This window comes from Rhodococcus sp. RS1C4, from assembly GCF_002258225.1.
In the GTDB taxonomy this organism is placed as follows: Bacteria; Actinomycetota; Actinomycetes; order Mycobacteriales; family Mycobacteriaceae; genus Rhodococcoides; species Rhodococcoides fascians_E.
This window is the reverse complement of record NZ_NOXZ01000011.1, coordinates 209,969-236,114: the sequence shown is the minus strand read 5'-3', so window position 1 is coordinate 236,114 and position 26,146 is coordinate 209,969. Positions and strand designations below refer to the sequence as shown.

Sequence of the window (26,146 nt, the reverse complement as noted above, 5' to 3'; positions counted from 1 at the left end):
TCACATGGGTGGACATAGGCGCGGGAATGTCGCGGTCTTTGTCCCTGGACGGAGCTTGTGATTGGCCGTGCCTCGTCGCCGGTGTCAATACCGATGGGGCGGTCGACTCGACGTCCACTGCGCGAGCACCGATCCGTCGTCGCCGATGAACTGGTGCATTCCATCGTGGCCGCGTTCACGCGAACATGCCTGTAGCTCAGCAGTCTTTCGGTTCTGTGTGAGCGCTGGGCACCATTCGAGCGGAGCGACAGTTCCGTGGTGATGCGCGGATGTGCCCGTCATCGTTCTGCTTCCGGGTGGAGGATTTCCTCACCGGGAACGATCCCGGTCCCCGTGATCGGCTTCATATCTGTAACCAATGCGTTCCTTCCCCCGAAGGTTGCGGCCTGTGTGGCATGCAGACCAAAATATAACAAAAATGAGACGTAAATACAGCATAAAAATGTGTTTGTGTTGTGACTATGTTTGGTTTTGCTTACGATCCGTCCATGCAAGACCACCGTCGTTTCGCACAAGCAGTTCGCGAACGGCGCCAGCAGTTGGGGCTGAGTCGGGTTCAGGTACGTGACCGTGGAGGGCCATCGGAGCCAACGTTGACCCGGATCGAGCGCGCTGAGATTGCCGACCCGTCACCGGCAACACTGGCCAAACTCGACTCCGGTCTCGCGTGGACTGCCGGCAGCGCAGCACGACTGCTGAGCGGCGGTAGTCCCCGCAGCACCGATGCGCCAGCTACCGCAGGCCAGGTGGCTTTCCCGGATGTGGACCGAATTGCGCTAGATATCGCGACGGTGACAGACCTGATCAGCGTATCGACGCGACTCGCCGAGCACGCTGAACAACGGGCCGAGGACAGCGATCTCCGGTCAATCGCGGACGATCTGAGTAGCGCGCTTCATCCCGTCTACGGGACCTATGTGACCCAGTTGTTCGAAGCTAACCGGCGCGAGCACGGCACGTTGTCACCGATATTCGCGGCGTTCTCGCATCTACTCGACGAACCGAACAACGCCATCGATCCGGATGAATTCGAAGAGCGGCAATATCGCAGGTGGTTGGCGGGCAGGACGAGCGGAATCGACAGGGCGACCGACGAGCGTTTCACTCGTCGACTCGAGGCAAGTCATGTAAGCAGGGGAGGGCAGTAAATTGACAGAGAATGTCGAACTACCGGTGTCGTTGGCCGAGCGAGTCAACACGCTCTTCCGGTTGTGGAGAGCGGAGAACGGAGCGGAGCAGTCGAACGTGGATGTAGCCGCCGCAGTCGCAGGTTCGGGCGGCCAGCTCACGCCAGAAGCGCTCGCAGCCATTCGTCACGGAGATCTCACCGCGGTCTCCCATGCTGAGTTGTCACTTCTTGCAGGTCATTTTGAGATCGAAGCTCGGTACTTGACGTCGCAGAGTGGCGCCGGGATTCACGAGCAGCTCGTGTTTCTGTGTGAGTTGGCTGGTTCCGGGTTGAAGGGGATCTACTTGCGCGGAGGGGCTGCACCGTCTGACCTCCGCTCGATATCCGAGATTGTGCGGAGAAGCAGTCAGGGGCGCGTTGCGGGCCCGTCAGCGAATGTGGGCTCGTAGCCGGAGGCCGTCCGGCTTGAGGGTGATCATCTCTTTGACTCGTAGCTCGTAAGAGGGGTCAGCCTCGAGTTCGAAGTTCCGGAGCAGGGTCGCCAAGGTCAACAAGATCTCATGCTGTGCGAACTGTCGACCGATGCACGCTCGCATGCCAGATCCGAACGGCTTGTAGAGGTCGGGACGGCGCGCACGGATGTTTTCAGGTAAGAATCGATCGGGGTCGAACTTTTCGGGATCGGCACCCCACTCGGTATCTCGGTGTAGTTGGAGTAGAACAACGAATACCCATTCTCCCTTCTCGAAAGGGTATTGCCCGCCAAGTACAGTGTCAGCGTTTGCTTTTCGGAAGTAGCCAGGTGCCACCGGCCATAATCGGAGCGTTTCGTCGAGAACTCGACGGAGGTATCTCAACTTGGAGACTTGCTCGAACGAGATCTGAGCGCCGTCGCTCGGCCATATCTCGTCCACCTCCGTGCGAGCGCGGGTAGCGATGTCGGGGTTGGTGGCCAAGAAGTGGAGAGCGAAGGCAAGCGCCCCAGCTGATGTCTCGTGGCCGGCCACCAAGAACGTGATGATCTGATTCCGAATATTCTCGGCGCTGAGGCGATCACCTGTGTCTGGGTCTGGTGTGTTCAGCATGCGATCCAGCAAGTCGCTCTCGAATGGGCGTTCCCCATCCGAGATTCGCTTGGCTACGACATCGTCGACAAGTTCACGAATCGAAGCTACGTCGTGAGCGTGTTGGGCTTGCTCCTTGCGGAACCATGTCCGTTCGATCAGTGGATGAGAGTAGGCCGAGCGATTGACGTAGGCGAGTGCGCGGGACATCTGTTCGACGAACGGATGAGGCTCCGGACGGGTGAACGATTCGAAGTCGTAGCCGAATCCGGTGCGCCCGATGATTTCCAGAGTGGTTTTGTTCATGTCGTTCGGAGCATCCAGCCACGCCTCTGATCCGCGTGCAGACCACGAATTGATCAGTTGGTTGACGACTTCGACCATCACGTCGTGGTACTGACGCATGGATTTCTTAGTGAAAGCCGGGCCTAGTATGGCGTGTGCTTTGGCCCAGTTCGGCTCGGAGTTGTGGGCTGTGAACAATCCGTCTTTGGCGATCGACCGTAGATTGCGAATCGGGACGCCGAGGAACTTCGACCATTTCGTGTCGTCGTTTATCTCCTCGACAAGCTCTGGCCCCGACACGTAGGTCACTCGCGCACCCAGGATGCGGCGCTCGTAGATCGGCCCGTACAGCTGAGCTCCGCGCATGCCCCACTGACTTGAATCTGTGATGTGGAGATCGAGAACATCTCCCAGAAGCGGTAGACGGTGGGGTGGATGGGGGAGAATGCGATCGGAACTGAGGATTCGGTCGACCGGTGTCGTTGTCATGCTGGACCCTTTACATCGCTCGCGGGAATGATCTGAGGTTCGGTCATGGAATAAGTAGGGACGAGAGTCGCAGCTCTTTTCCATTGTGAAGCAATAGCTTTGAGTGCTTTTGTTTCGCTGCCCGATGCCGGCGTCAGTTTCACGGCCGCGGACGGAAGTCCAGGCGGGTTGTTTGCGGACTTCAAGGCTGCGGCATCTCTGAGCGCAATAGCAGTCTGAAGTGCTGTGTCGTCGACAGACGGCTGAATGGACGTGAAGTGCTTGAGTATCAATATCGAATCCCGGATCTCGATCGTCATGCGATGGAGCCGCCGACCTGCGGAGACTGACTCCTGGTCGTGATTTGGGACGTATCGGACTTCTGGGCAGGCACTGGTGAGATCGGTCCAGAGTTCTTGGAGTGCTCTGATGTCGCGTGTGGTTCGGTCAATGCCGAAGCGCTCGAGCACAACGGAACATGCAGGGAGCGCCGCGCATACGGCACCGAGTCCGACCATCAGGACGAAATTGTTCTCGTTCATCGCGAACCGAAGTTGAACGAACTCATCCTGTACTCCCTGCGAGGCGAACAGTGCACTCGTCATGATCGAGGCGGCTTCCTCGGCAGCCCAGAGCCCAATCGCCCCGATCACCAGGTAGGACAAAATGTGTCGGGGCGCAAGGGCGCCCCGGCGAAGTTCGGACACACAAGCCTTCAGTAGAACGAAGGCCATTCCACCGACCCAGATAGCAAACATTGCAAAGTACGCGATCGTTCGCCATCCCTCGGCCTTGTCTATGTACTGACCCGACTTCCGGGCCCCGTCCCCGACCAGGAGCATCAACGGAACGAAGCTCGCCGCGGTCGCGTAGACCGCGGAGCTCAACCACGATGGCTCGCGGTCCTGAAGCGTCCAGGACAACACGACAATGAAGAACGGTGCCATCGCAAGCACGATGACGGTTGTGCTCAGCTGCCTGGTGAACCCGACCGAGAGATACTCGGGCGAAATGGATGCCAGCGCTTCCTGTACAACGCTTTCCCGGAGTACACATCCGCTTGCCGCCAGAGCGAGAACGGCCGTTATACGGCGCTCGCCAGCGCTCGCGTCGAACCAGGTCAAGCGAATCCCCACTACTACGTAGGCAATAGCGATGGTCGGCCACGCGATTGCAGGTACAACCGACGACGTCACGCGCGACTGCCCCACAAGGAGGTCATGGGTGCCGAGCGTCGATAGGGTGAGTAGCTTCCCGCCATCAGGAGGTCTGCGAACATCTCTGCTTCGCTCTCCTGCTGATCGTCGAAATGAGACCGGCCCAGAACCTTTTCGATTCTGGCAGTGTCGATGTCGGGAAGTAGTCGCTGGATTGTGACGAGTCCTGACTCGCGGTCCTCGCACCTGTGATCGAGAACCATGTGGCCGACCTCGTGAAGAATCGTGTGATCGACGTGGTAATCGGATGTATCTCTGTCGTAGACGATCTCGTCATGATCGGCATACGCAAGCCACAGCCCGCATGGTGTGCCTCGCTGCGCCGACTGGACCGCTATCAACGACACCGGACGCCCGCGGTGTTCACCAAGGTTCGCCAGAAAAGTCTGCCGGTTCCATGGCCTAGGCACCAAACGCTCGAAATCCCGGCGGGCACGCATCACTTTAGTTGCAGATTCATTCACTGGGTCCCCCTCCCGGGGTACACCATACAAATGACACGGTTCGCGGTCTACACCTCAACTTAGCCAGCTGGTCGGCTGCGGTGGCGGGTAGTTGTTACGTGACTCTTGACCTGTGTACTTCGTGATTTCGGTCTCAACTGACACGCCGCAACTTTGGCAACCGCGGCACCGAAGGGTGTGCGGAGGTGGGCGCGGTTTGGCGCCAACAACATCGCCTTAATGCCAACGCGAATCGCGTTGCAGCGGGAACCGTATGTTGCGTCGGTAAATTGAGTCGACACCAACCCCTTCGCTAGCCCTGCTGCCCGTACCGCGCTTCCTCATGATCGACCAGCCGACGCAACCCCTCTATCCTCCGGAACTCGCCAAGAACACCGGGGCCGTCGACTACGCAGACTGCGCCGCAGTGTCGGCAATGGTTACCGTCATGCGTGATGTGCTCGAGGAGCTGGCTCCGCGGATGCAGATCACCGTCTGCGATCACGCCGATCTTGCGGGGGAACAGTGGTTCCAAGACGCGGTGGTCCATCGATGGCGTGACAGCTCGCGTCTAGAACCTGCAGAGTGGACTGTCACCGATCGTTCGGACGCTACAGAGGCCTGAAGATCCACCAAAAACAATCGCTTAGGACGCAGATGTTCGAGATGCACGCTCGTTGGCTGGAAGAACTGAAAAGTCACGTCAACACCGCTGGAGAGATCACTCACACAACTGGATACATGACATCGGTTGCGATCAGCTCCGAAATCTGCGACATCTGTGCGGACCCTGGCAAGCATGACTACTGGACTTGGCGGTCGCTCGCCGCCGACCTCGACGACGCCCTCAAATACCTGGGCCCCAAGATGGCAGGTGTTCTCACGACACCGATCACAGCGATCCTCGACGCCATCCGGAACGAACTGTTCATCCCGCGTAACGGAAAGAACCCTATAGTCGACGACACCAAACGTGCTCTCGTTACCCGCTACGCGATAGCGCTGCATGACCTCCTCGACGAGGACATCGTCATTCTCTCATCGTGGCGTGACCTGGTAGAAGCATGCAAAAACGGCGACCATCTCGTCTACCCGTACGACCGCATCGCGTTCCTGCGGGACAATCTCTTTGCGCTGATCAGACACAGGCGACAGGATGACGGGCCTTGGGGAACATCCCAAACCGCAGTCGGCATTGTTTTCGACTACGGCCATCAGGTGAGCCGAGCCCAGCACATGCTGGGGGAGAAAGCTTTCGACTTCGATCCGCGCCACCAGTCACGTCCGACCGGCCTCGACGACCCCGGACGAATGGATCTGTCTGAACGTTGGATCGTGCGACGAGCCCAACGTACCGAGTCGGTGGTGTGGTTCCGAATCGCAGATGCATACCCCCATGCGCTCAGCTGCCTGACACATGACAACATCACCTTCTACCCAGCTCAAGTGCTCGCTGGTGGAATCATCGACCATCCCGCGGCCCGCGAGATGTTCCCTGTGGTACCGGAGGAACTCCTGACAGATCGGATCAGCAGCTTTCAGCAGTCAGGGGAGATAGACGAGTACACAGGTATCGAGCACAAACCGGGGCTCGTGTACGCGCGAGTCCTGATCCCCTCCGCCGAACCGCATCTCGCGGCTGCAGAGGCCCGCGCTCACCTCGATGCTCTATTGAACCTCACCCGTCCCTCCAAGGACACTTGGACGGTCCTCAACGGCCAACTCATATTTGGCCAGGGCAGGATGCCGCGTCTCGACTGGGGTCCCAAACACCGCCGCAAGACCACCAAATTCCCGGAAAACGACTGTGCAGCTGCCAATTTGGATGCTCTCTCCAATTCCGGGCACACCATCACATCCAAAGTAGCCGGCTACCTACAGCCCGTTCATATACTGATCGACCAGATCGAGTCTGCCGACGATTCCGAGTCGATCGTCATGGCGGCGGTACGAGCCATCGAACACCTCAACACGTGGGCAACCCATGCAACCGACAAGTGGTACAAGTTCATCAAAACCTACCTCGCTGAGGAATACACCAGGTTGGCCTTCCTGGAGCGCGCCACCCAGACGACGTTCGAAGCAATCGTACGAACCCTCCCGGACACGTCTCCTGCAGCGTCACCTCAACCTGTCCTCGCAACTATCCGCGACGAAGTCGAAGGCGGCACATGGGGGACAAGCTTCGACCGACTGAAGGCGCTGGGCTACATCGCAGACCTGAAAACGATCTACGCGAAGCACCCACTCATTCGGCGACTCCGCGAGATCGAGCACGTACTCAGCTCGGGTCGATCGATTCAAGATGCCTTCGCCGAAGAAGAACGTCGCGTCGACGCCCGAGTCGCCCGACTCACACGCACCCGTAACGCAGCAATCCACGGCGGGCCGCTCTCGCCCTCCGCATGCGACTCAGTTGTGGACTTCGCCCGGGCACTGTCCTTGCAAGCGCTGAGCCATGCCGTCACCTCTGCCATGTCGGGGACCGACGTGCAAACCGTCATGGAACAACGACGACTCGCAGAAGTTCAGCGAGCCCACGACCTGCGGCAAAAAGCTGAGCTCAAAGACTTGTTCGAATAATGAGTCGAATGCCATTTCAGCATTCCGCACCAACAATTTGAAAGACAACCGTCAACACCGGTTGACGATGCGGTAACTGTCGGTGAGTTCGGTCGTGTAATCAACATGGGGCGGAGAGATACCGAAGCACGCGGAGCGTGCCCCTGTACGCACTGGTTTGGAGTCAGTGGTGGTCAGCAGTCCCTCTGATCATTCCATCGTTGGCCTCGCTCTCGGGGTGCATCGAATCCCAGAACCGCATCATCTCTGTGACCGAGGCCTGCAGGGTTTCAGCATCCACGCCGTCTCTGGCCAGCGGTGTCAATCCGAGTAAGAAACCATGAAGCAGCGTCGCGAGTGCCTCGACGGCGGTAGGAGGTTCGAGCGTCCCATCGGCGATTGCTCGTTCGACGAGGGCCGCAATGTTCTCGCGGTCAAAGGCTCTCCGCGTCTCCAGGGCGGCGCGCCTGTTCCCGTCCGCGCCGGCAATCAGGGAGCCGAGGCCGATCAGGCAACCGAGCGGATGCGCCGGATCGGTCTGCATGATCACCGACCCACGCAACGTCGTCTCTATCGCTTCCCGCGGTTCGAGGTCGACGTCGGCAAGGGGCAGTGTCACGCGGCCGTAGCTTTCGATGTATCGCTGGACCGCAGCGTCGAACACACCCTCCTTGGAGCCGAACGCCGCGTAGAAGCTAGCTGAAGACAAACTCATAGCCGCGCGCAACTGTGCCAGCGACGTCGCGTCGTAACCGCTCTCCCAGAACAGCAACATGGCTGCTTCGACCGAGCTGGCGATATCGAACTTCCGTGGTCTCCCGGTTCTACCCATCACGCTCCTGAACGACTGCACTGTGTCACGAATTACAGACTAATCGATCCATATCAGTTGGCGGCGGGGTGGGGTGGTGATGTTGACTTACGGAGTGAATGATCCAGATATCGATGTCCATGACCTAGCAGACTCCAATGCACCTCATCCACCCCACGGCGACGCACCTCAGACTCTGCCGTGGGCAGCATTACTGGCGATGTCAGCCACCGCGTTCATCGTCATCATGACCGAAACGCTGCCTGCAGGGCTGCTCCCGCAACTCTCTGCTGGGTTCGGGGTCAGAGAAGCCGCAGCCGGACAGTTGATCAGTGCGTATGCGCTCGGCGCTGTGTTGTTTGCGATTCCGGCGATCACTCTCACGCGCGGATGGCGCCGCAAGCGAATGTTGCTTCTCGCCGTCGGCGGATTCGTCATAGCAAACACGATCACTGCGCTTGCGCCCGATTTCACGGTCGCGTTGGGTGCACGCTTCGCGGCAGGCGCCTTCTCAGGAATCGTGTGGGGAATGCTCGCCGGGTACGCCCGCAAGATTGCCCCGCCTACGCTGTCCGGAAAAGCATTGACCATAGCGATGGCTGGTACTCCTGTCGCGTTCGCGATCGGCACACCCGTCGCGACTTATCTGGGCTCTGTGCTCGGCTGGCGCGCGACGTTCGGTCTGATGTCTGCGATCACACTCGGGTTGGTCCTATGGATCGTTGCAGCGGTTCCTGATGCCGCGGGGCAGGACGCCAGCGGACGAACGCCCCTCACTCGCGTAATGCTGTTACCCGGCGTCGCTCCGATTATTGTTGTGGTGCTCGGATGGTTTCTCGCTCACAACATCCTGTACACATACATATCTCCGATCATCGACCATACGGGCGTGAGTTTGAGGGTCGATGTGGTGCTCGCCATTTTCGGGGTGGCTGCATTGACGAGCATCGCAGTTGTCGGGGCGCTGGCGGACCGCATGTTGCGGACGCTCATCCTGACCGGCCTGATCTCATTGGCAATCGGAGCAACCTTGCTGACGTTTGCAGGCAGCACCCCGGTGGCTTTCCTTGCGGCAGTGATTCTGTGGGGCTTGTCCTTCGGCGGGGCCTCGCCGTTGCTGCAGACCGCACTCGCCGATGCCTCCGGACCTGATGCAGATGTCGCCAATTCGGTTCTAACGACGGCTGCAAATATGGCCATCTTCCTCGGGAGCGGCGCGGGCGGAGTACTTCTCGCGACCACGGGCCCAGGATCGTTTCCCATCTCTACCCTCGCACTGATCCTCGGCACGGCAACGGTAGTAGCCGTTGCTCGTCGGTTCAGCTTTCCTCCTGGCGCGCGCTGTTAGCCGGGTGGTTAACTCTTTTGGATGAGCCGTATCACCGACGAAATGGCATCCGCATGGTTGATTCTCCCGCCGCGCACCCATAGACGGCGTGGGGGAACAGGATGGGCGGAACGATGGTGGTGGTTTTGAAGTGTACTGGGATTGGTGGAGGCTGTGATCTCACCAGGAGAATGCAGTCTCCAATGTCCCAGCACGGTTCACTCGCCGGTGTCCCACGACCGAGCTTCCGCAAGGCTGACGTGTCAACACGCGTGTGCCCTTACGGTGTTTTTGCCGAGTCGATCTGTGTGCGCGCGTCGACTGCTTCGAGTAGTTCAGCTGCCCGCACCGCGACGTCGGGCAAGTCACGTATCCATCCAGCCATGTAGACGCACGAGCGTGCGAGGTTGGTTGCGGTCTCAGGGCCCGCTTGATCGTCGGACCTGATGCTCGCGGTCGACTCAACCAGCCGAAAGGCAAGGTCGCCGATCGGCGGGACATCGGACCGGGCTGCGACTGCGTCGGCGAACCGGACGTAGATGTCCTGGAGCTCGCTGCGACTGCGCAGTGCAGATGCGAAGGCGGGCGCACGCGTCTCGGGCAATGCGAACAGCACACCCAGGTTCCACTGCCAAGTCAGCATGAGCGATGAGTCGAAGAAAACTAGCGCCCAGAGGCGAGCGACGCAATCGAGGTCTGTCGCGATTGGTGTTTCGTCGAGAGCGAGGGCAGTCGTCAACGCCGGCTGTACTAACGCAGTCAGGAGCGCCCCAAGGATGTCGTCCTTTGAGTCGAAGTGGTGATAGATCACGTTCTGACTGACTCCGACGGCGTCGGCGATCCTGCGGGTCGTAGTAGCGCCGTAGCCGAGCGTGGTGATGAATTCAGCTGCTGCGTCGAGGATTTCGCTCCTCGTGTCCGCTCCATTTCTGGTTCGGGCACTGTTTCGGGGACGTCCAGGTCCTCGTGCTGCCACTCGATCATCATCGCATACTCGGCGTTGTCGCTTACATGCTGTTAACCGGTTACACACGGTCGTAACGTTCGGGAAATCCTAGTGCAGCACACATTGTCCAATATAGGTCGCATGACCAAAATGCCGGTGCCGCCGATACGGACGTCCGAATCGCTAACCCTCGGTCGAGTAACCGACGCGTGGTCAAAGCCTGTACTCGCTTATGCAACGGAGCATCCCGATCATGCAACGGAGCATCCCGCCGCGGCGGCTCATGAGACCATCCGTCGTAGGTTTGGGCTGATGTCCGTGTTCGCCGTGGCGTTTGCGTTCATCTCACCGATTATCGCGCTCTACGCGATCTTCGACCTCGGACTTGGCATCGCCGGGCCGTCGTTCTGGTGGGCTTTCGCAGTGGTTCTGGTGGGTCAATTACTCGTTGCGTTGGTCTTCGGCGAGCTTTCGAGTAGGTGGCCGGAAGAAGGTGGTGTGTACGCCTGGGCTGGACGGCTGGTAGGCACACGATTCGCCTGGTGTACAGGGTGGGTATACATCTGGACTCTTCTCACCCTGAACTCCGCCGCCGCTTTCGCGGCCAGCACCTTCGCGGCCGCACTGTGTGGAATCGACAACCCGAACACCACTACTCGACTCGCCTTCGCGCTGGCCTTCATCGTGGCCGCGACTGCGGTCAACCTCGTCGGCCGCAGGTTGCTCGAAATCTTCGTCGTCATGTCGGTGATCTGCGAGGTGATCGGGAGTCTCGTCGTTGGAACGGTCCTACTGCTCGTCCACCGCAACAACGACATATCCGTCATCTTCAGTGGATTCAGCGACGGCGGAGCGGCGTACGCCGCAGGTCCGTTCCTGGCTGCGGTCGCCGTCGTAGGTTGGGCACTGATCGGCTTCGAAAGCGCCGGCGATCTAGCCGCTGAGGTCACCGAACCCGAACGCAACGTACCCATAGCCCAAATCGCCTCCCTCGTCTTGGTCGCCGCCACCGTCATGTACGCCGGACTCGCACTCGTCCTCGCCGTCCCCGACCTCGATGCCGTGGCAAACGGAGCAGTCGGCGACGCAATCCTCGAGACCATAGCGACCAACCTCGGCAGCAACGTCGTCGTACCCCTCACCGTCGTCGTCTGCATCGGTTTCACCGCGGGAATCGCTGCGGTCTGCACGGCGCTGTCGCGCAGCGTTCACGCGATGGCCGCATTCCGCTCACTCCCGTTGTCCCCGATCCTGGTTCGACGATCGATCACCGACGACGTACCGCGACCGGCGCTGGTGCTGACATCGCTGCTAGCTTGCCTGTTGCTGGCGCTCGCGGTCAGTACTGGGTTCTACGATGTCATGATTTCGATGTCGACCGGCGGGTTCTACATAGCGTTCCTGTTTCCTGTCGCCGCAGCACTGATCACACGACTGCGGGGGCAATGGTCGAGAGGACGCTTCTCTCTCGGGCGCACAGCTGGCGTGATCGTCAATACAGCTGCTGCAGTCTGGCTTGTCGCCGAAATAGTCAACATCTCTTGGCCCCGGGCGATCGGGCAACCCTGGTACATCGAATGGGGCTGCCTCCTGATGTACCTCTGCACCGGTCTCCTCGGTGCTGTCGTGTTTCGTCAACGCCGCGAACATATCTCGAAAGGACATTACGACGATGTATGACACGAACCCCCTTGCCCCGCGCACCGTACTGATCTGCATCGACGTCCAGCGTGACTTCGCCCCGCCGCGCCGACCAGATGGCCACGAGGCTAGCGAGATCACCGCGATCCGAGCCCTGGTCGACACCGCGCGCCGCGTCGGCGTCCCCGTGATTTTCATAAGGGAACTCCATCACAAGAGTCACGCCGACCTCGGGCGAGAAGTCGACGGTGTCGAAGATCTTCACACTATCGAGGGAACCGCTGGCGCCTCATATATTGCAGATTTCGGACCTACCCCCGACGAGTACGAGATCCGGAAACGCCGCTATTCCGCCTTTTTCGGTACCGACCTCGACATCGTTCTCCGCGGTTACAACGCCACCACCGTCATTTTGACCGGCGGGTTGACCGATGTCTGCGTTCACTACACAGCAGTCGACGCCCACCAACACGATTACCACTTCCGCGTTGTCGAGGACGCGGTCTACGCATCGGCACCTCCAGCACACCAGTCCTCGCTCGCAGCCATGTCCTACTTACAACGCGATTCAGTGATCGACTCTGCGGACGCCCACCGACTTCTCGAGACCAGCGTCGCGGTAGCCGGTTAGTGCAACCTGGCAGCAACTCGCCGTGGCGACCGAGACGGGCACTGCGCTGACCAGCCGCTGGTATCCGCCGGCGGCGGCGGGCCAATTGCCCGAATAGCTTTCCTGGCCAGCGAATGCAGGCCGGTCGGACTCCAGGAAATTTTCGAGTCTGTTTCGGACGCGGTGGCGACAACAACGGCGCGGATGTACAAGCCGCTACGCGGAGTACCTCTGCCGGGCCGGCCACGCTGGCATCTGCGAGAACCTCGGCGGCATCTGAGCGTCACGCGGTGGTCACGCCGGTTGATCAACTAGTGTCAATGACGATCGTGATCTTGATTGAATGACTCATTGTCGCTGTCCCGCAGGTTTTCGGAGGTCGCCGCCACGAGTTTCGGTTACCAACGAAGACCCCGACATCCTGTTTACTACATCAACATCGGAGGTCTGAACGGCATCCTCCTGCCGCGCAGACAGCGGCCACCGAGATCCGCCAACAGATAGATGCGAGCGATTCTTCCTACGTCATAGCTGAAATGGGTGATCTGGGGAGGCAGATTGCGACGTCGAACGGTTACGTCAGCTACCTCATGGAGAAGGCTGTTTCGCCGGGCAGTGGAGAGATGACGAAGGGGTGATGGGTTTGCCCTCGGATTCAGGCGTCCAGCACTTGCCTCGTCGACTGTACCGTGTGAGAGCCCCATCGTCTTTTTTAGAAGCGTCGAACGTGTGCAAGATACGTATTGCACAGTCGATATAATTCGTCCACTACTGTCTTATCCAAATTTGGCGCACGGGTGCTGGAGTCAAGCAGCGCCTGCAGGCGTGAGTAGAATTGCACGGTCGACAGTCCGAATTCAACCATAATGTCTTCGTCAGGCCCTCCTCCCCACGGAAGCCACTTCAAGGCGAAATCTAGGATAGGTTTGTCTGATTTCAGGAGCACTTTTCGTCTTTCAGGTGATAGTTCCATAAAATCGATCAGAAGTCAGCGCAGCGCGACCAATCCAGGGCGACGGGCTTTACCTATTCGTCGAACTTGCGACGTTGCAGTTGGCAAAATCGCGCATTTTCTTTTTGATTACGCACGGATATCTTGCAGTGGGCGCGTGGCGGATTCTGGTGCCGGTGCAGTAGCCGCTTCGGGAGCAGTGAAGTAGACCATGGCACGACGGGCGTCGACTTGCTGTTCGGTGATGGCGAGCTGGCCGCGGCCACGGGAGAAGAACGCCGTCAGCCAGGAGATGACCGTCGTCAGCCGGCTGCGGAAGCCGACGATGTAGAGCAAGTGGACGAGCAACCACATGACCCAGGCGATGAACCCGGTGATCTTGATGGGTCCGACCTGCGCCACGGCCGAGAAGCGGGACACCGTCGCCATCGAGCCCTTGTCGAAGTACTTGAAGTCCTTGCGCTCGGGTGCAGTCTTGCCTGCTCGCACAGCTTCGACACCGTCTTCGATGACGCGTGCTGCGTAGCGGCCGCCCTGGATGGCGACCTGGGCGACGCCGGGAAGCTTGTCCAGTGCCATCATGTCGCCGACGACGAACACCTCGGGGTGCCCTGGGAGCGTGAGGTCTTTGTTCACCAGGACGCGGCCCGCGCGGTCGATCTCGGCACCCGACTGTGCGGCGAGGGTCTTACCGAGTGGGCTCGCGGCAACACCCGCAGACCAGACCTTGGTTCGTGAGGCGATGCGTCGGACGGTTCCGTCACTGTCTTTGACGGTCAAGCCGTTGGCGTCGAGGTCGGTGACCATCGCGCCGAGTTGGATGTCGACGCCCATCTTCGTCAGGCGCTTCGCGGCGGCGTGGCCGAGGGAGTCGGCGAACGGCGGCAGCACCTTCGGGGCGGCGTCGAGCAGGATGATTTTCGCGCTTCGACTGTCGATGTGCCGGTAGGCGCCGTCGAGGGTCTTGTTGGCGAGCTCGGCGATCTGGCCTGCCATTTCGACGCCGGTGGGTCCTGCGCCGACGACGACGAAGGTGAGCAGGCGTTCGATCTCGGCCGGATCGGTGGCGAGTTCGGCTTGATCGAAGGCGCCGATGATGCGGCCGCGGAGCTCGAGCGCGTCGTCGATGGTCTTCATGCCGGGTGCGTATTCGGCGAAGTGATCGTTGCCGAAGTACGACTGACCTGCCCCTGCGGCGACGATGATGCTGTCGTAGCTGGTCTCGGTGATGCGCTCGAGGAACTGCGAGGTGACGGTCTTGGATTCGAGGTCGATCGAATTCACCTCACCGAGGATGACGGACGCGTTGTCCTGGTCCTTGAGGATCATCCGCGTCGAGGGTGCGATCTCGCCTTCGGAGAGGATGCCGGTGGCCACCTGGTAGAGCAGCGGTTGGAACAGGTGGTGGGTGGTCTTGGCGATCAGAGTGACGTCGACGTTGGCCTTGCGCAGCTGCTTGGCCGCGAACAGCCCACCGAACCCGGAGCCGATGATGACGACATGGTGCCGATGAACCCGTTGTGCGAGGGCTGGGGTGAGCTCGGGCGCGTTAGAAGCGAGAATTGTGGAGTCCTTACACATTCGGGACGGCCGGGACACGGCTGTCGAATATTCGCGGATCAACAGGCCATCGGGGTCACTACCCTTCGCATCCGCTGCTGCTGGTGGGTACTGTCACCGCTACGCCTTCTTTATCCATCATCCGGCGGGTCAAGTCCAATATCGAAATTCGATACTGCTTATTGATCTCAGCAATTCGGACCGAGACAGACGGTTTCGCCTGCGACCGCGGTGCTCCAAGATCTCAGCTGGTGCTCGATGCCAAAGACTGCCCATGCGTCCACTCGGCCCGTGCTTGGGGCGCCCTGCACTTCGTGTTGCGATGGCCAGACGCTGCAGCGAGACGGATCACTAGCGTGGACTGGAGACGCGTACCTGGAATCAGCTACTACTGGTTTGCCGGAGGAAGAACCATGACGGAGTCTATGACGTACGCATCTTCAGGCGTATATATGTCGAGCGACGGTTGTCGTTTCGGTGCCATCGACGACGACGACGACGACGCGGAGCGGTGTGAAAGCTGCCGTCGACGGCATCGGGCAGTCATCCGCTTGGTGCTCGGTAGTGGACAATTCGGCCCTCGGATCGGTACCGATCAAGATTCTCGTCACGGTACACCGTGTGTCGAATGAAATCTGGGCAGTCCCCTCGGTGATAAATTTACAATGAGATGCAACTTTGTGGGTTCGCGATGTCCTGCGCATACGCACACTTCGGAATTAACTCGCACATATGGAGATGATCGCGAACGTGCACTAGGGTTCACCCGTCAACTCGACGAGAATACGACAATGCAACATTGTGGGGGTGAGCAGAAATTCGCGTGAGTACCTGGAACGTCAATTCCATCAGACAACGACGGACTCAGTTCGTTGATTGGCTCGATGTGCGGCAACCCGATGTAGTTTGCTTGCAAGAAACCAAGGTCTCGGATACTGAATTTGCAACATTGCTCGACGCCGCTCTGTCCAAACGCGGATACAAGTACTCGCACACAGGGGAAGGCGGGCGAAGCGGCGTAGCGATCATCTCTCGTGTCGGACTCGATAACGTTGCTTCGGGATTGGTGGGTGCAGAAGGTAGAGCCATTATGGCTACTTGCGCCGGGGTGAGGTTTCATTCTCTGTACGTTCCCAGCGGGCGGGGCGCTGCGTCGCCCCATCATCGTTACAGGCTCGAATGGCTGGCTGCCTTGTGCGAACTGGTTGCAGCTGGTCCGGATACGGTGGTGCTAGCAGGCAACTTGAATGTCTCGCCGTCTTTACTTGATGTGTACGGACCCGAGGCCTTCGAGGTCGGCGTGGCGGTTACGGATGAAGAAACCGCTGTCGCTCTGCGTCTCGAGTCTATGGGACTGCATGATGTGATGCGTCAGCGGTGGCCTGACGAGCGAATGTTCACCTACTGGGACTATCGAGCAGGAATGTTTCACAAGAATCTTGGGGTGCGTTACGACATCATCCTGTCGGGTGCTCCCGTGACACAGCGGGTACGAGCGGCCTGGGTTGATCGGAGTGCCCGAAGAGGATCTCGGCCCAGCGACCATGCCCCAGTAGTGATGGACCTGGATGTGGCTCCCGACGGAGACATCGGTCCAATGGTCCCACCCCCTTCGGACACAAGGTGAAGGGGCCGTTGCAAGTCAGCCGCATCATGCAGTACTGCACCGAGAGCGAGGTCACGGGGGAGTGACTCCCTGACCTATAAGCCCTATTGCTTTTCGGTATTGGACTTCGCTCTGGGAAAGCTGTCAAATTGTCCCGAAATCAATGCGAGTTTCGGAACTGAGACCGGCAGCCAACACATACATGATCTTGAAAGCAGCTGAATGACCACGAATTCGAGGAGAACGATTGCAGAGGACTGTCAGGTCTCAGGGCGTTACGACTCGTGTTCGGACCGCAGCTGCATCCATGTGATGAGTGATGGGTCAGCAGACTGTCACCCGACGACCTACCTTTTTCGCCTGAAGCAAGGGGGGGAAATGCTGGTATTGGACGATAGCCATGTAAGTGTGGCTTCGTATGCGTCTGGAACGTGGACTATCGATGTCGAGCCATCCGTCCTGTCCGCACGAGCGAAGCGAACGCTATGACCGAATGACGCTCAGGCAGCCCTACGTCGTCCGGGGCTGAATCGACCCGGCCCTGTCGTCGGAAGATCTATATGGCCAGTCTGTCTTCTACACGTCCGCAGGACGGCGAATGTCGTGTCAGCGGGGTGGTGTAACTGGTACCCCCTGTTGCCCCGATCTGCCTCCCGACTCGAAATCACGCTTGAGAGATCCTATTCGCTAATCAGTCGAGTCTGGCTGATCGAAATCCAATCTAGAAGGAGCAGTAGTCGCCATGTCACAAGAAGAAGGCGGTCTTACGTTCACTCCATCGACTGAGGTCGTTCGAACTTCCGTTTGGTACAAGAACCGATATGGGATCGTCATCGCCGCCGACCTGTACACACCGAAAGACATCGACAAGTCGGTTCCGCAGTCGGCAATCGTGATCGGACCGCCTTACGGCGGAGTGAAAGAGCAGGGCCCCGGTGTGTACGCCAACGATCTCGCCACGCGCGGGTTCGTTACCCTTGCATTCGATCCCTCCTTCAATGGGGAGAGCGGCGGTGAGTCACGGCATGCGTCGTCGGCAGAGATTTTTGCGGAGGATTTCAGTGCAGGGGTCGACTATCTGGGATCTCTCGGCTACGTCGATCGCAACCGAATCGGTGCCGTCGGCATTTGCGGAAGTGGAGGCTTCGCGCTGAACGCAGCCCAGGTCGACCCTCGAATCAAAGCTGTTGCAACTTCAGCGTTGTACGACATCAACCGCATCGCGCGGGGCGGATGGCTCGACACCCAAAGCGACCAGGAGCGACGGGCAGCATTGCAAGCCATCGCCGCGCAGCGCTGGATGGACGTAGATTCAGGTGAGTCGGCGCTGACGCCGGTCTTTCCCTCCGAATTCGACCCCGACGCAGTAGATCCGGTCACGGCGGAATTCCACGAGTACTACGTGACCGACCGCGGTCGCCATCCTCGATCGATCGGCGGATTCACTATCACAAGTAGCCCCTCACACATAAACTTTGGCGCGTTGGCTCACTTGCCGGACATATCGCCGCGGCCGATCCTGCTGATTACAGGCGAGCATGCTCACTCGCGATACTTCAGTGACACAGTCTACGAGCAGGCTGCCGAGCCTAAGGAACTCGTCGTGGTCCCCGGCGCTCGACACATCGATTTTTACGATCGCACAGACCTCATCCCGTTCGAAAAGATTTCTGACTTTTTCAGCGAAAGCTTTGTCCGATGATCAACTGACAACTGTCACGTCGATCGGGTATCGGAAGGGCGACTCGTTCACGTCATGGTCGCAACGAGCAGTCGTTCCTCGTACTCCCCGAGTGGAGAATCCCATTCCGGAGTCAAGCTAGTGCGAGTGTTCGATAGCGCCACGACATCGTCGAGTCGCTCGGGATCGTGCACCGGCAGGTCGGTGCCCTTCTTGCGGTCCCGACAGAGCAGGCCGTTGGTGTACTCGTGGGAGCCACTCTGGCACGGGGAGGCGAATCGCAGAAATAGATCTGCACTGCCTTGGCGATCGTGATTCCGGTATGGTTGGACAGCTCCCAGCTGCGATCGAGGGAACGAGAACACCGGCGTGGCAGGCAGTTTCGCGGTCTGCGTCGTTGAGCACCAGCGAGCAACGTCACCGAAATGATCGGTCGAGAGATGCAACAACATCACCGACCTCGACGTCCGCGCGTCCAACGTCTTGTTCTCCGGCACTCCTTGGTCCCGATGCTCGGATCGCCCTCCCAACGGCCGCGAAACGTTGCGATCGGCGACCTTGGCAGGGCGATCAAAAGATCGACCAGCCGGCGGATCCTCGATCGCCGCTCGGTGATTGGACGATGCGCGAACTGCACCGGCGGTGATGCCTGGTCCGCTCGTTGTCAACCGCCTGTGTTCTGGAGCTACAGGGTCAGGTGGTCGTTTCGTGGGACTCAGTATTGAATGCGACTGAGCAAATTCCTTCCTCGAGCCCGCCATGATCTGCCAGGACGCGTAGTCCAAATCGAGCAACGTCTGGACCTGCTCCCAAGGAACGGGGGCAGATATCAGCTACGAGAATTGGCTTGCGTTGATGGCTGATGGGCGTCAGACCCGGACTGATGAGGCTTCTGGAGATCGTTGAAAGAGCTGCTCTGCTTCAGTGTTGACTCAGGGCCGACACTCCACGGCCCAGGCGTGTCGCGGTACCCGGGCATCGTCCCTGATGCAGTCGGCGACAAACCCCGTTCTTCGAGCGAAAAACGTATGTTCGTTGCCCCGCTACCCTCCCGGCCAGCCGGTGGGGGCGTCGACCGCGGCCGTCGGCGCTGCTGGGCAGTGGCCAGAACGTCATCCGATCCTGTTACGAAATACCAGGGTGGACCTTCGCAAAAATCCTTGACATCAGGCGCAATGCGCCAGCCGCTCGAATGCATTCCCAGTTTCGCTGTGCCCTGGGTTAACCCCGACCGAATCGGTTTGCGTGCCCGGCGTGAGGCCTTGGATCCGTCGCAAATCGATCTTTCGTATTTAGCTGATTGACAGGTCAAGACAGCACCGAGGCCGTGTCACCGGCCATGGCGTGTACCGAATTTCTTCGATTGCGCTCGATGTCATTCTGTACAGAACCTCATCGTCATCGTTCCCGGCCACAGTCGGTTTAGAGCAGCCCCTAGATCAGGGGCGATCGCGATATTGCTTCGCTAGTTATGAACTGAAGGTCTCGGGCCTTGACGGCCGCCTACGTATATGAAACGGTCTTTCATATAGAAACGTGCACCGCGCCACATTTGATCATGGGTGTGAGTTCAAGCGCGTTCGCCAATCAGTAGGAGAGTGAGTCGATGATGCGATTTGAAGGCCGGACTGTCGTTGTGACAGGCGCGGGTAGCGGAATCGGTGCCGCGACCTCGGCTCGGTTGATCGACGAGGGTGCGACTGTTGTCGTCGTGGACGTCACGCAGGACGCGGTCGACGCGGCAATCGCCAACGTGTCCAACGCCGACCGCGTGCACGGAGCGGTGCTGGATGTCTGCGATCACGCCGCAGCCGTGAATCTTCTCGACGCGATGCGCCAGAAGCTGGGTGGAATAAACGGGCTCGTCAATTGCGCCGGCATCACCGGTTCAGGAACAATCGTCGACCTTGACCCTGAGGCGCATCGCAAGATCATGTCTGTCAATCTCGACGGCACGATTAACATGTGCCAGGCCTTCGTTCTGGCAGTGAAGGACGCCCAGGGTCCGCGGGCGATCGTGAATATCTCCTCAGGGGCGGGTATTCTCGGTGTGCCGAACCGGCTCTCCTACGTCGCTTCGAAGTTCGCGATCTCCGGAATCACGAAATCGATGTGTCCTGAGTTAGGACCCCTAGGTATACGCGTCAATGCGGTTGCCCCCGGAATGACCAGAACGCCGCTCACCGATTACATGATGAACGACCCGGTGAAGGCTGCATCGATCAACGCAAAACATCCGATCGGACGAATCGGTTATCCCGAAGAAATCGCGGCGGCAATCGTCTTTCTGCTCAGCGATGACGCCAGCTTCATGACGGGCTCAGTCGTTTCGGTGGACGGCGGACAGACAGCGTGCCTGTAGGGGCGCAGAAGTGTGGTCATGGGCCACCACCGACACTTTGTTACGGCCGATAACTGTTTCGAGATCTGGATTGCCAGCGAAATGGCCACCCCGACAAACCGACAACACCAATCACCCAATCGGAGAAGACCGACGATGACGAACCGTGACCTCGCTCAGGACCTTGCTGAGTTCGCTGCAAACACCCGATATGTGGACTTGCCGCCGGGCGCGGTCGAGGCCGCCAAGAAGAGCATTCTCGACACACTCGGAGTAATTCTGGGCGCAAGTGGCATGGAGCTCGCTGTGAGACCGATCATCGAGCTTGTCACCGATGCAGGCGGTAAAGAAGAAGCAACCATCCTCGGCTTCGGTGACCGCGTTCCTGCCGCAGCCGCGGCCTTCGCGAACGGCACTCTCGCCCACGGTCTCGACTACGACAGCCAGACTCCGTGGGGGGCACACCCGGACAGCTCACTTGTGCCGGCTCTCCTTGCTCTGGCCGAACGCAAGGGCTCCGTGACCGGCAGGGACCTCATCACCGCGGTGGCCATCGGACAAGAGCTGTTCATCAGGCTCCGTTGCAACGTCGGATGGAACATGGACTGGAATCTATCGAGTGTCGTCGGGACCTACTCGGGCACTGCCGCGTGTGGCTCATTGATGGGGCTGACCGCAGAGCAAATAGCCCATTCGTTAGGCATTGCAAGCCTTACCGCAGGCGGCACCATGGAGCAGATCTTCGGTGTCGGTAGTGATATCCGTGGTCTGTACGCGGGGTTCATTGCTCAAAGCTGTGTGAATGCAACCCTCCTGGCAGGGAAGGGTATGCATGGAATGCAGAACCTCTTCGAGGGGGAGGCCGGAATTTTCAATGTCTACTTCGGCGGCAAATTCGACCGCGAGAAAATGCTTGCAGGCCTGGGAGTCGACTTCCTGAGCGAAGGCATGACGTACAAGTACTGGCCAGCGGTCGGAAACGCGCATACATACATTCATGCCGCAATCGAGCTGGCACGCGAAAACCCCTTCGACGCTGTCGACATCGCCGAGATCAGAGTGTATGTGGGCAACTTCGCAGAACGGATGACTGTCCCACTCCACGCTCGACAAGCACCGCAAACCATGATGGACGCTAAGTTCTCGCTACCGTTCACAGTCGCAGTAGCCCTGGTGAGGGGCTCGATGCTTCTGTCCGACTTCTCTATTGACACTTTGAGAGATGCTGAAGTCCTGTCTGTGGCGAGCAAGGTGGTTCCGGTACAGGATGCCGAACTCAACTGGGATATGAAATTGCCGGATGGCAAAGTTGAGGTGCAACTTCGTAACGGACAAATATTTACCCGCCGGGGTTCTGATGTTCCTGGCACGCCGGAGCGACCGATGACTGTAGACGAACTGTCCAAGAAGTTCGATGACTGTGCACGTGTATCTATTCGGCCCCTGCCGACAGATGACATCGACCGCGTGACCATGCTGCTCTGGGGGTTGGAGGAGTGCAACGATCTGACCGAAATCATCGAGCTCGTTCGCTGAGCGGTTGTTCTCGTAGAGTATCGAGTTCCGAAATCTCTGTTCAAACAATTCCAGTCGAATCAAGATGGAGGTAGTGCGCGGTGACTGCAAATCCCCAGCCGGTCAGTTCGCCGGTCGATGGCAAGGCCGTTGTCAGAAAAGTACGGAAGACGATCCTGCCGATTGTTTTTCTGCTGTATGCGTTCAACTACATGGATCGTTCATCGATTAGCTATGCCCAACTCACGATGGGCAGTGAGCTTGGCATCGATGTGGCAACTTACGGTACTATTGCGGCAATCTTCTTTCTCGCCTACGTGCTCTTGGAAGTTCCGAGCAATATCATCCTCGCTCGGGTCGGTGCGAGGGTATGGCTGGCGCGTATTGCGATTACCTGGGGCTTGGTCACTGTTGCGACCGGATTCGTACACTCTGTTACTCAGCTGTACGTCGCACGAATATTGCTCGGCATCGCTGAAGCAGGGTTGTTCCCCGGTCTGATTCTGTTTCTGACATTTTGGTTCCTCAACAACGATCGTGGCCGCGCCATAGGTGTCATGGCACTCGCAATGCCATTCGCTCTCATCGTCGGTAGCCTCAGCGGTGGGCTCATTCTCGATCATGTCGAATGGTTCGGGCTCAGTTCCTGGCGCTGGATCTTCATATTGCAAGGTTTGCCGCCGGTTCTGCTCGGAGTGTGGATCTTGCTCACGTTGGCGGACCGTCCGAACAAAGCGAAGTGGCTCAACGACGATGAGAAAAATTGGCTGGAGACTTCGATTGCGGACGAGTACGCGGCGATGCCGGACGAGGATCACGAGCACTCGAGTGAGCTCAAGACGCTGAAGAACCGCAAGGTTCTGTATCTCGGACTCATCAATGCCCTTGCAGGAGTAGCCACGTACGGTATGACGTTCTTCCTCCCGCAGGTCGTGTCACAGTTGAACCCGGAATACTCACCCACCAGCATTGGAATTTATGGAGCGATTCCATACGTCTGTGGCGCCATCGTGATGTTGCTCTTGGTTCGGTATGCGGATATTAGCGGTCGACGAAAGCCGATTGTTCTGCTCTGCTTTGCCACTGCGATAGTAGGTCTTGTCACAACGGGTGTCTTCCGTGACTCGCCGCTGCTGGGGATGATCGGATTGATACTGCTTGCATGCGGCGTCATCGGGAACATTCCTACATATTGGGCCTTGATCAGCGAGGTTCTGACCAAGCGCCAGGCCGTTGTCGGTATTGCAGTGATCAACTCGCTCGCCTCCGCAGGCGGATTTTTCGGACCGTTCCTCATCGGTAAGATAGCGACCCCCGGCGACATCATCGTCGGAATGAGCGTACCGTTGGTTGCACTATCTATGGCCTTCATTCTATTGCTTTTCGTCAAGGTTCCGCAGCGTGACCCCTCGCGCATTAACCGGATCGAAAAGGCGCAACGAAGCTGATCCAATCAAGTTGTACTGGTATCCGATTCGATATCAGGGTTTCCAACTTCCTCCAGCTCCCATTCTGCGGGAAAGGCTCTCGCAAGTCTGTACCAACAACGACCGAGCCTGGTCTGGATCTACATTTTCGGTTCCCGTCAATCGATGTATGAACGGGGTAGTTATCGCAGCCACGGCATTGCCTGTGAAGTCGAAGACAGGTGCAGAAATGTTGGTGATGCCTTCGATCGTAAGGGATCTGCCTTGGCAGTAGCCTGCTGCCCGTACCTGGGCGAGATCTGCTAAAAACCTGGTGCGTTGGTCATTTTCACCGGGCCCGGCGAGGGTAAGTAAAATGTCGAGGTCGTCGGGATCCATTTGCGAGGCGAGGACCCGGCCGGATGCCGAATTATCGATTGAAATAAGCGCACCCAGCCGAACGGTGTGCACGTTGGTATCGGGGCAATCGACCTGAGCGACGACGAGTAATTGACCAGAATGAAGGATGCAGAGGTGAATGCTCTGGCCGATACGATTGGCAAGCTTTTGCATCTCGCTCCCTGCAATTGCAGTGAGACGGTGAATGGTAGGGGTGCGGTGCGCCATCTCGAACAACTTTGTTGTCAGTCGGTATCGGTCGGCTTCATCGACCTGGACGTAGTCTCGCTCGCGCAGCACCATCAGAACTCGGAAGATCTCAGATGTCGTTCTTCTCAGTTGTTTAGCGATTTCGGCCTGAGCAAGACCGTCTTCGGTTGAAGCGAGAAGCTCGAGAATGTCGAGACCCTTCGCCAGCGCGGGGGCTCGGTATTTCTGATCCTGTGCTTCTGCGCTCAACTTCCTAGCCCAACTTTCGCGGTAGTCGTCGTGATTTCCGAATAGTTTCATATATGAAACATTGCGTCAAGAAGCATCGCAAAGATACGTGGGCAATAGGAAGCAGCTATCCGGGTGTTCGGATGTCGGTATTGGACGTAGGTCTACGGACAGGGGTTAATGGGATCAGGGGAGTTGTGATCGAAGCAACATCAAGACCAAGAAACGATCAGCCATTCCGTATCGGGACGTCCAGGCCCCGGTCCACCGCAGCGATCGCCTGGCGACTCAATGGAGAGATTCGGAGAATGAAGTGACCACAGGTAGTCAACCGGAGTCGGCCGTTCCTACCCCGGCTGCGCGTACGCATCCCAGAACGATGGAGACTCGCGCCGTCGTGAGTGGCGCCCTGGGGTCTGCTCTGGAGTATTTCGATTTTGCCGTGTACGGCGCTCTCGCCGCCACACTGTTCCCGGTCCTGTTCTTCCACAGTCTGGGGTCTACTGGTGCGCTCCTGGCGTCGTTCGCGACGTTCGGCGTCGGGTTCGTCGCACGACCGGTAGGTGCGGTGGTATTCGGCCATCTCGGTGATCGACATGGGCGTAAGCCCATTTTGTTCGCCACGCTGATTCTCATGGGCGGCTCGTCGATCCTGATCGGTTTTTTGCCGACGGGGCAGGGGTTCGGTATTGCCGCTGTGCTCGTGGGTCTCAGGTTCGTTCAAGGATTTTCGTTGGGCGGCGAAGCCATTGGAAATCAACTCATGACGATGGAACACGGCGACAAGCGCCGACGAGGACTACTGGGCTCGTTCATCATCGTTGGCTCGCCGGTCAGTCAGGTACTCGCGAACCTCGCTTTGGTCGTTCTCAGTGCAACACTCAGCCAGGAGCAATTCGAGTCGTGGGGTTGGCGCGTGCCGTTCCTCGGCAGCATCCTTATTGTCGTCGTAGCGGTTTTCATTCGAACGAAGCTCGAGGAAACCCCGGCGTTCGTCGTCAACAGTACTGTCGAGCAAAAGATGGAGAAGTCCCGCAGTGCCGGACTGTCGGTCTTGAAGACGCACCCCCGCAAGGTGTTCATGCTGACTCTGGCTTGGGGCGGCTCGTCACTCAGCTTCTACTTGATCGCGGTGTACGGGCTGAGCTACCTTCCGAGTGAGACGGGGATGTCCTCGCAGACGGCGTTCGTGATCCTGATGATTGCCAACGGCGTATCCATCCTCTTCTCGATCGCCGGTGGATGGGTGTGTGACCGGATCGGGCGTAGAAAAGTCTTCTACATCGGACTTGCAAGCTGCTTCGCCGGAATCTTGCTCTTCTTCACCCTTGCCAGCGCGAACGCATTCGTCACAGGCTTGATAGTGACCTTGGTCTTGTGCTCCATTCAGTTCCTCAGTGGCGCTCAGCCTGCACTGTTCGCGGAGCAGTTTCCGACCGAGGTGCGCTTCTCCGGCGCTGCCATGTCGCACACGTTCTCCAACCTGATCTTCTCGGCCCCGGCACCATTCGTTGCAGCAGCTCTCGCCGCCGTAGGTGGCACCAGCTTGGTGATGGTGTTCACCTTGGCAGTGATTGTCGGATCCGTATACGCGGTGTCCAATCTCGACGAGGGCCGTCACATCGAGCTGGCCGAATACACGACCGACCGAGTTGCCGCCACTGTGCACGGTGCAGCCGGAGCTCGACCTGCGCCGTGACCGAACTCGCATGGGCATTTCTCGCACGACAAATCGCACGAAGGGA

At 58.7% G+C, this 26,146-nt stretch carries 21 protein-coding genes; 12 read left to right on the top strand and 9 right to left on the bottom strand.

Going from position 1 to position 26,146, the window contains the following annotated elements:
* Positions 1 to 461 precede the first annotated feature (461 nt).
* The gene (locus CH289_RS04625) at positions 462 to 1,148 is read left to right on the top strand and encodes a helix-turn-helix domain-containing protein (RefSeq protein ID WP_094727423.1); all 687 of its coding nucleotides are present in this window, start codon (positions 462 to 464) and stop codon (positions 1,146 to 1,148) included.
* Between the two features lie 409 nt (positions 1,149 to 1,557).
* On the opposite strand, the gene CH289_RS04615 is transcribed toward CH289_RS04625, so the two are convergent.
* From CH289_RS04615 to CH289_RS28655, 3 genes are read right to left on the bottom strand one after another with little or no spacing between them, the layout of a single operon-like run.
* Entirely contained in the window at positions 1,558 to 2,967 is a 1,410-nt protein-coding gene (locus CH289_RS04615) for a cytochrome P450 (protein WP_094727421.1), read from the bottom strand.
* Positions 2,964 to 4,142 carry an MAB_1171c family putative transporter gene (locus CH289_RS04610; RefSeq protein WP_143545041.1) on the bottom strand — a complete coding sequence of 393 codons (1,179 nt, stop codon included), beginning with the start codon at positions 4,140 to 4,142 and terminating at the stop codon, positions 2,964 to 2,966. Before CH289_RS04610 ends, CH289_RS04615 begins: the two co-directional genes overlap by 4 nt.
* Entirely contained in the window at positions 4,139 to 4,366 is a 228-nt protein-coding gene (locus CH289_RS28655; protein WP_256977025.1) for a hypothetical protein, read from the bottom strand. Before CH289_RS28655 ends, CH289_RS04610 begins: the two co-directional genes overlap by 4 nt.
* A 529-nt stretch (positions 4,367 to 4,895) precedes the next feature.
* Here CH289_RS28655 and CH289_RS04600 point away from each other — a divergent pair.
* Positions 4,896 to 5,231, top strand: a complete 336-nt coding sequence (locus CH289_RS04600; RefSeq protein WP_306427511.1) for a DUF3732 domain-containing protein — start codon at positions 4,896 to 4,898, stop codon at positions 5,229 to 5,231.
* 116 nt (positions 5,232 to 5,347) lie between these two features.
* Entirely contained in the window at positions 5,348 to 7,189 is a 1,842-nt protein-coding gene (locus CH289_RS04595) for a hypothetical protein (protein WP_143545040.1), read from the top strand.
* Between the two features lie 163 nt (positions 7,190 to 7,352).
* On the opposite strand, the gene CH289_RS04590 is transcribed toward CH289_RS04595, so the two are convergent.
* On the bottom strand, positions 7,353 to 7,940 hold the full coding sequence (locus CH289_RS04590; protein ID WP_218828450.1) for a TetR/AcrR family transcriptional regulator: 588 nt from the start codon (positions 7,938 to 7,940) through the stop codon (positions 7,353 to 7,355).
* A 259-nt stretch (positions 7,941 to 8,199) separates the two neighbouring features.
* Here CH289_RS04590 and CH289_RS04585 point away from each other — a divergent pair, with 259 nt between their 5' ends.
* Positions 8,200 to 9,327, top strand: coding sequence for an MFS transporter (locus CH289_RS04585; RefSeq protein WP_218828449.1), 1,128 nt, complete (start codon positions 8,200 to 8,202; stop codon positions 9,325 to 9,327).
* Between the two features lie 259 nt (positions 9,328 to 9,586).
* On the opposite strand, the gene CH289_RS04580 is transcribed toward CH289_RS04585, so the two are convergent.
* A complete protein-coding gene (locus CH289_RS04580) occupies positions 9,587 to 10,282 on the bottom strand; it encodes a TetR/AcrR family transcriptional regulator (RefSeq protein ID WP_179276728.1) in 696 nt (231 codons plus the stop codon).
* 282 nt (positions 10,283 to 10,564) lie between these two features.
* Here CH289_RS04580 and CH289_RS04575 point away from each other — a divergent pair, with 282 nt between their 5' ends.
* The gene (locus CH289_RS04575; protein WP_179276727.1) at positions 10,565 to 11,932 is read left to right on the top strand and encodes an APC family permease; all 1,368 of its coding nucleotides are present in this window, start codon (positions 10,565 to 10,567) and stop codon (positions 11,930 to 11,932) included.
* Positions 11,925 to 12,524 carry a cysteine hydrolase family protein gene (locus CH289_RS04570; RefSeq protein WP_094727414.1) on the top strand — a complete coding sequence of 200 codons (600 nt, stop codon included), beginning with the start codon at positions 11,925 to 11,927 and terminating at the stop codon, positions 12,522 to 12,524. The genes CH289_RS04575 and CH289_RS04570 overlap by 8 nt, the downstream gene beginning before the upstream one ends.
* Before the next feature lie 691 nt (positions 12,525 to 13,215).
* Here CH289_RS04570 and CH289_RS04565 read toward each other — a convergent pair.
* From CH289_RS04565 to CH289_RS28165, 3 genes are all read right to left on the bottom strand, one after another.
* Complete coding sequence (locus CH289_RS04565; RefSeq protein ID WP_094727413.1) at positions 13,216 to 13,476, bottom strand: DUF3263 domain-containing protein; 261 nt, start codon at positions 13,474 to 13,476, stop codon at positions 13,216 to 13,218.
* A gap of 108 nt (positions 13,477 to 13,584) precedes the next feature.
* The gene (locus CH289_RS04560; RefSeq protein WP_462052391.1) at positions 13,585 to 15,036 is read right to left on the bottom strand and encodes an NAD(P)/FAD-dependent oxidoreductase; all 1,452 of its coding nucleotides are present in this window, start codon (positions 15,034 to 15,036) and stop codon (positions 13,585 to 13,587) included.
* A gap of 419 nt (positions 15,037 to 15,455) precedes the next feature.
* On the bottom strand, positions 15,456 to 15,626 hold the full coding sequence (locus tag CH289_RS28165; RefSeq protein WP_179276726.1) for a hypothetical protein: 171 nt from the start codon (positions 15,624 to 15,626) through the stop codon (positions 15,456 to 15,458).
* 212 nt (positions 15,627 to 15,838) lie between these two features.
* On the opposite strand from CH289_RS28165, the gene xth reads away from it, so the two are divergent.
* From xth to CH289_RS04530, 5 genes are all read left to right on the top strand, one after another.
* On the top strand, positions 15,839 to 16,642 hold the full coding sequence (gene xth, locus CH289_RS04555; RefSeq protein ID WP_256977024.1) for an exodeoxyribonuclease III: 804 nt from the start codon (positions 15,839 to 15,841) through the stop codon (positions 16,640 to 16,642).
* Between the two features lie 721 nt (positions 16,643 to 17,363).
* A complete protein-coding gene (locus CH289_RS04550; protein ID WP_094727411.1) occupies positions 17,364 to 18,323 on the top strand; it encodes an alpha/beta hydrolase in 960 nt (319 codons plus the stop codon).
* 1,585 nt (positions 18,324 to 19,908) lie between these two features.
* Complete coding sequence (locus tag CH289_RS04540; RefSeq protein ID WP_094727409.1) at positions 19,909 to 20,664, top strand: SDR family NAD(P)-dependent oxidoreductase; 756 nt, start codon at positions 19,909 to 19,911, stop codon at positions 20,662 to 20,664.
* Between the two features lie 135 nt (positions 20,665 to 20,799).
* A complete protein-coding gene (locus CH289_RS04535) occupies positions 20,800 to 22,179 on the top strand; it encodes an MmgE/PrpD family protein (RefSeq protein WP_094727408.1) in 1,380 nt (459 codons plus the stop codon).
* A gap of 80 nt (positions 22,180 to 22,259) precedes the next feature.
* Entirely contained in the window at positions 22,260 to 23,606 is a 1,347-nt protein-coding gene (locus CH289_RS04530) for an MFS transporter (protein WP_256977023.1), read from the top strand.
* Positions 23,607 to 23,639: 33 nt separating this feature from the next.
* On the opposite strand, the gene CH289_RS04525 is transcribed toward CH289_RS04530, so the two are convergent.
* Complete coding sequence (locus CH289_RS04525) at positions 23,640 to 24,473, bottom strand: IclR family transcriptional regulator (protein WP_094727407.1); 834 nt, start codon at positions 24,471 to 24,473, stop codon at positions 23,640 to 23,642.
* Positions 24,474 to 24,714: 241 nt separating this feature from the next.
* On the opposite strand from CH289_RS04525, the gene CH289_RS04520 reads away from it, so the two are divergent.
* Positions 24,715 to 26,100, top strand: a complete 1,386-nt coding sequence (locus CH289_RS04520) for an MFS transporter (RefSeq protein ID WP_143545039.1) — start codon at positions 24,715 to 24,717, stop codon at positions 26,098 to 26,100.
* Positions 26,101 to 26,146: the final 46 nt, after the last annotated feature.

Bases quoted from the DNA above. Each gene is read 5' to 3' on its own strand.
- CH289_RS04625 (WP_094727423.1), top strand. From the start codon at position 462: ATGTTTGGTTTTGCTTACGATCCGTCCATGCAAGACCACCGTCGTTTC.
- CH289_RS04615 (WP_094727421.1), bottom strand. From the start codon at position 2,967: ATGACAACGACACCGGTCGACCGAATCCTCAGTTCCGATCGCATTCTC.
- CH289_RS28655 (WP_256977025.1), bottom strand. From the start codon at position 4,366: ATGGTTCTCGATCACAGGTGCGAGGACCGCGAGTCAGGACTCGTCACA.
- CH289_RS04595 (WP_143545040.1), top strand. From the start codon at position 5,348: ATGACATCGGTTGCGATCAGCTCCGAAATCTGCGACATCTGTGCGGAC.
- CH289_RS04585 (WP_218828449.1), top strand. From the start codon at position 8,200: ATGTCAGCCACCGCGTTCATCGTCATCATGACCGAAACGCTGCCTGCA.
- CH289_RS04575 (WP_179276727.1), top strand. From the start codon at position 10,565: ATGTCCGTGTTCGCCGTGGCGTTTGCGTTCATCTCACCGATTATCGCG.
- CH289_RS04570 (WP_094727414.1), top strand. From the start codon at position 11,925: ATGTATGACACGAACCCCCTTGCCCCGCGCACCGTACTGATCTGCATC.
- CH289_RS04565 (WP_094727413.1), bottom strand. From the start codon at position 13,476: ATGGAACTATCACCTGAAAGACGAAAAGTGCTCCTGAAATCAGACAAA.
- CH289_RS04560 (WP_462052391.1), bottom strand. From the start codon at position 15,036: ATGTGTAAGGACTCCACAATTCTCGCTTCTAACGCGCCCGAGCTCACC.
- CH289_RS04550 (WP_094727411.1), top strand. From the start codon at position 17,364: ATGTCACAAGAAGAAGGCGGTCTTACGTTCACTCCATCGACTGAGGTC.
- CH289_RS04540 (WP_094727409.1), top strand. From the start codon at position 19,909: ATGATGCGATTTGAAGGCCGGACTGTCGTTGTGACAGGCGCGGGTAGC.
- CH289_RS04535 (WP_094727408.1), top strand. From the start codon at position 20,800: ATGACGAACCGTGACCTCGCTCAGGACCTTGCTGAGTTCGCTGCAAAC.
- CH289_RS04525 (WP_094727407.1), bottom strand. From the start codon at position 24,473: ATGAAACTATTCGGAAATCACGACGACTACCGCGAAAGTTGGGCTAGG.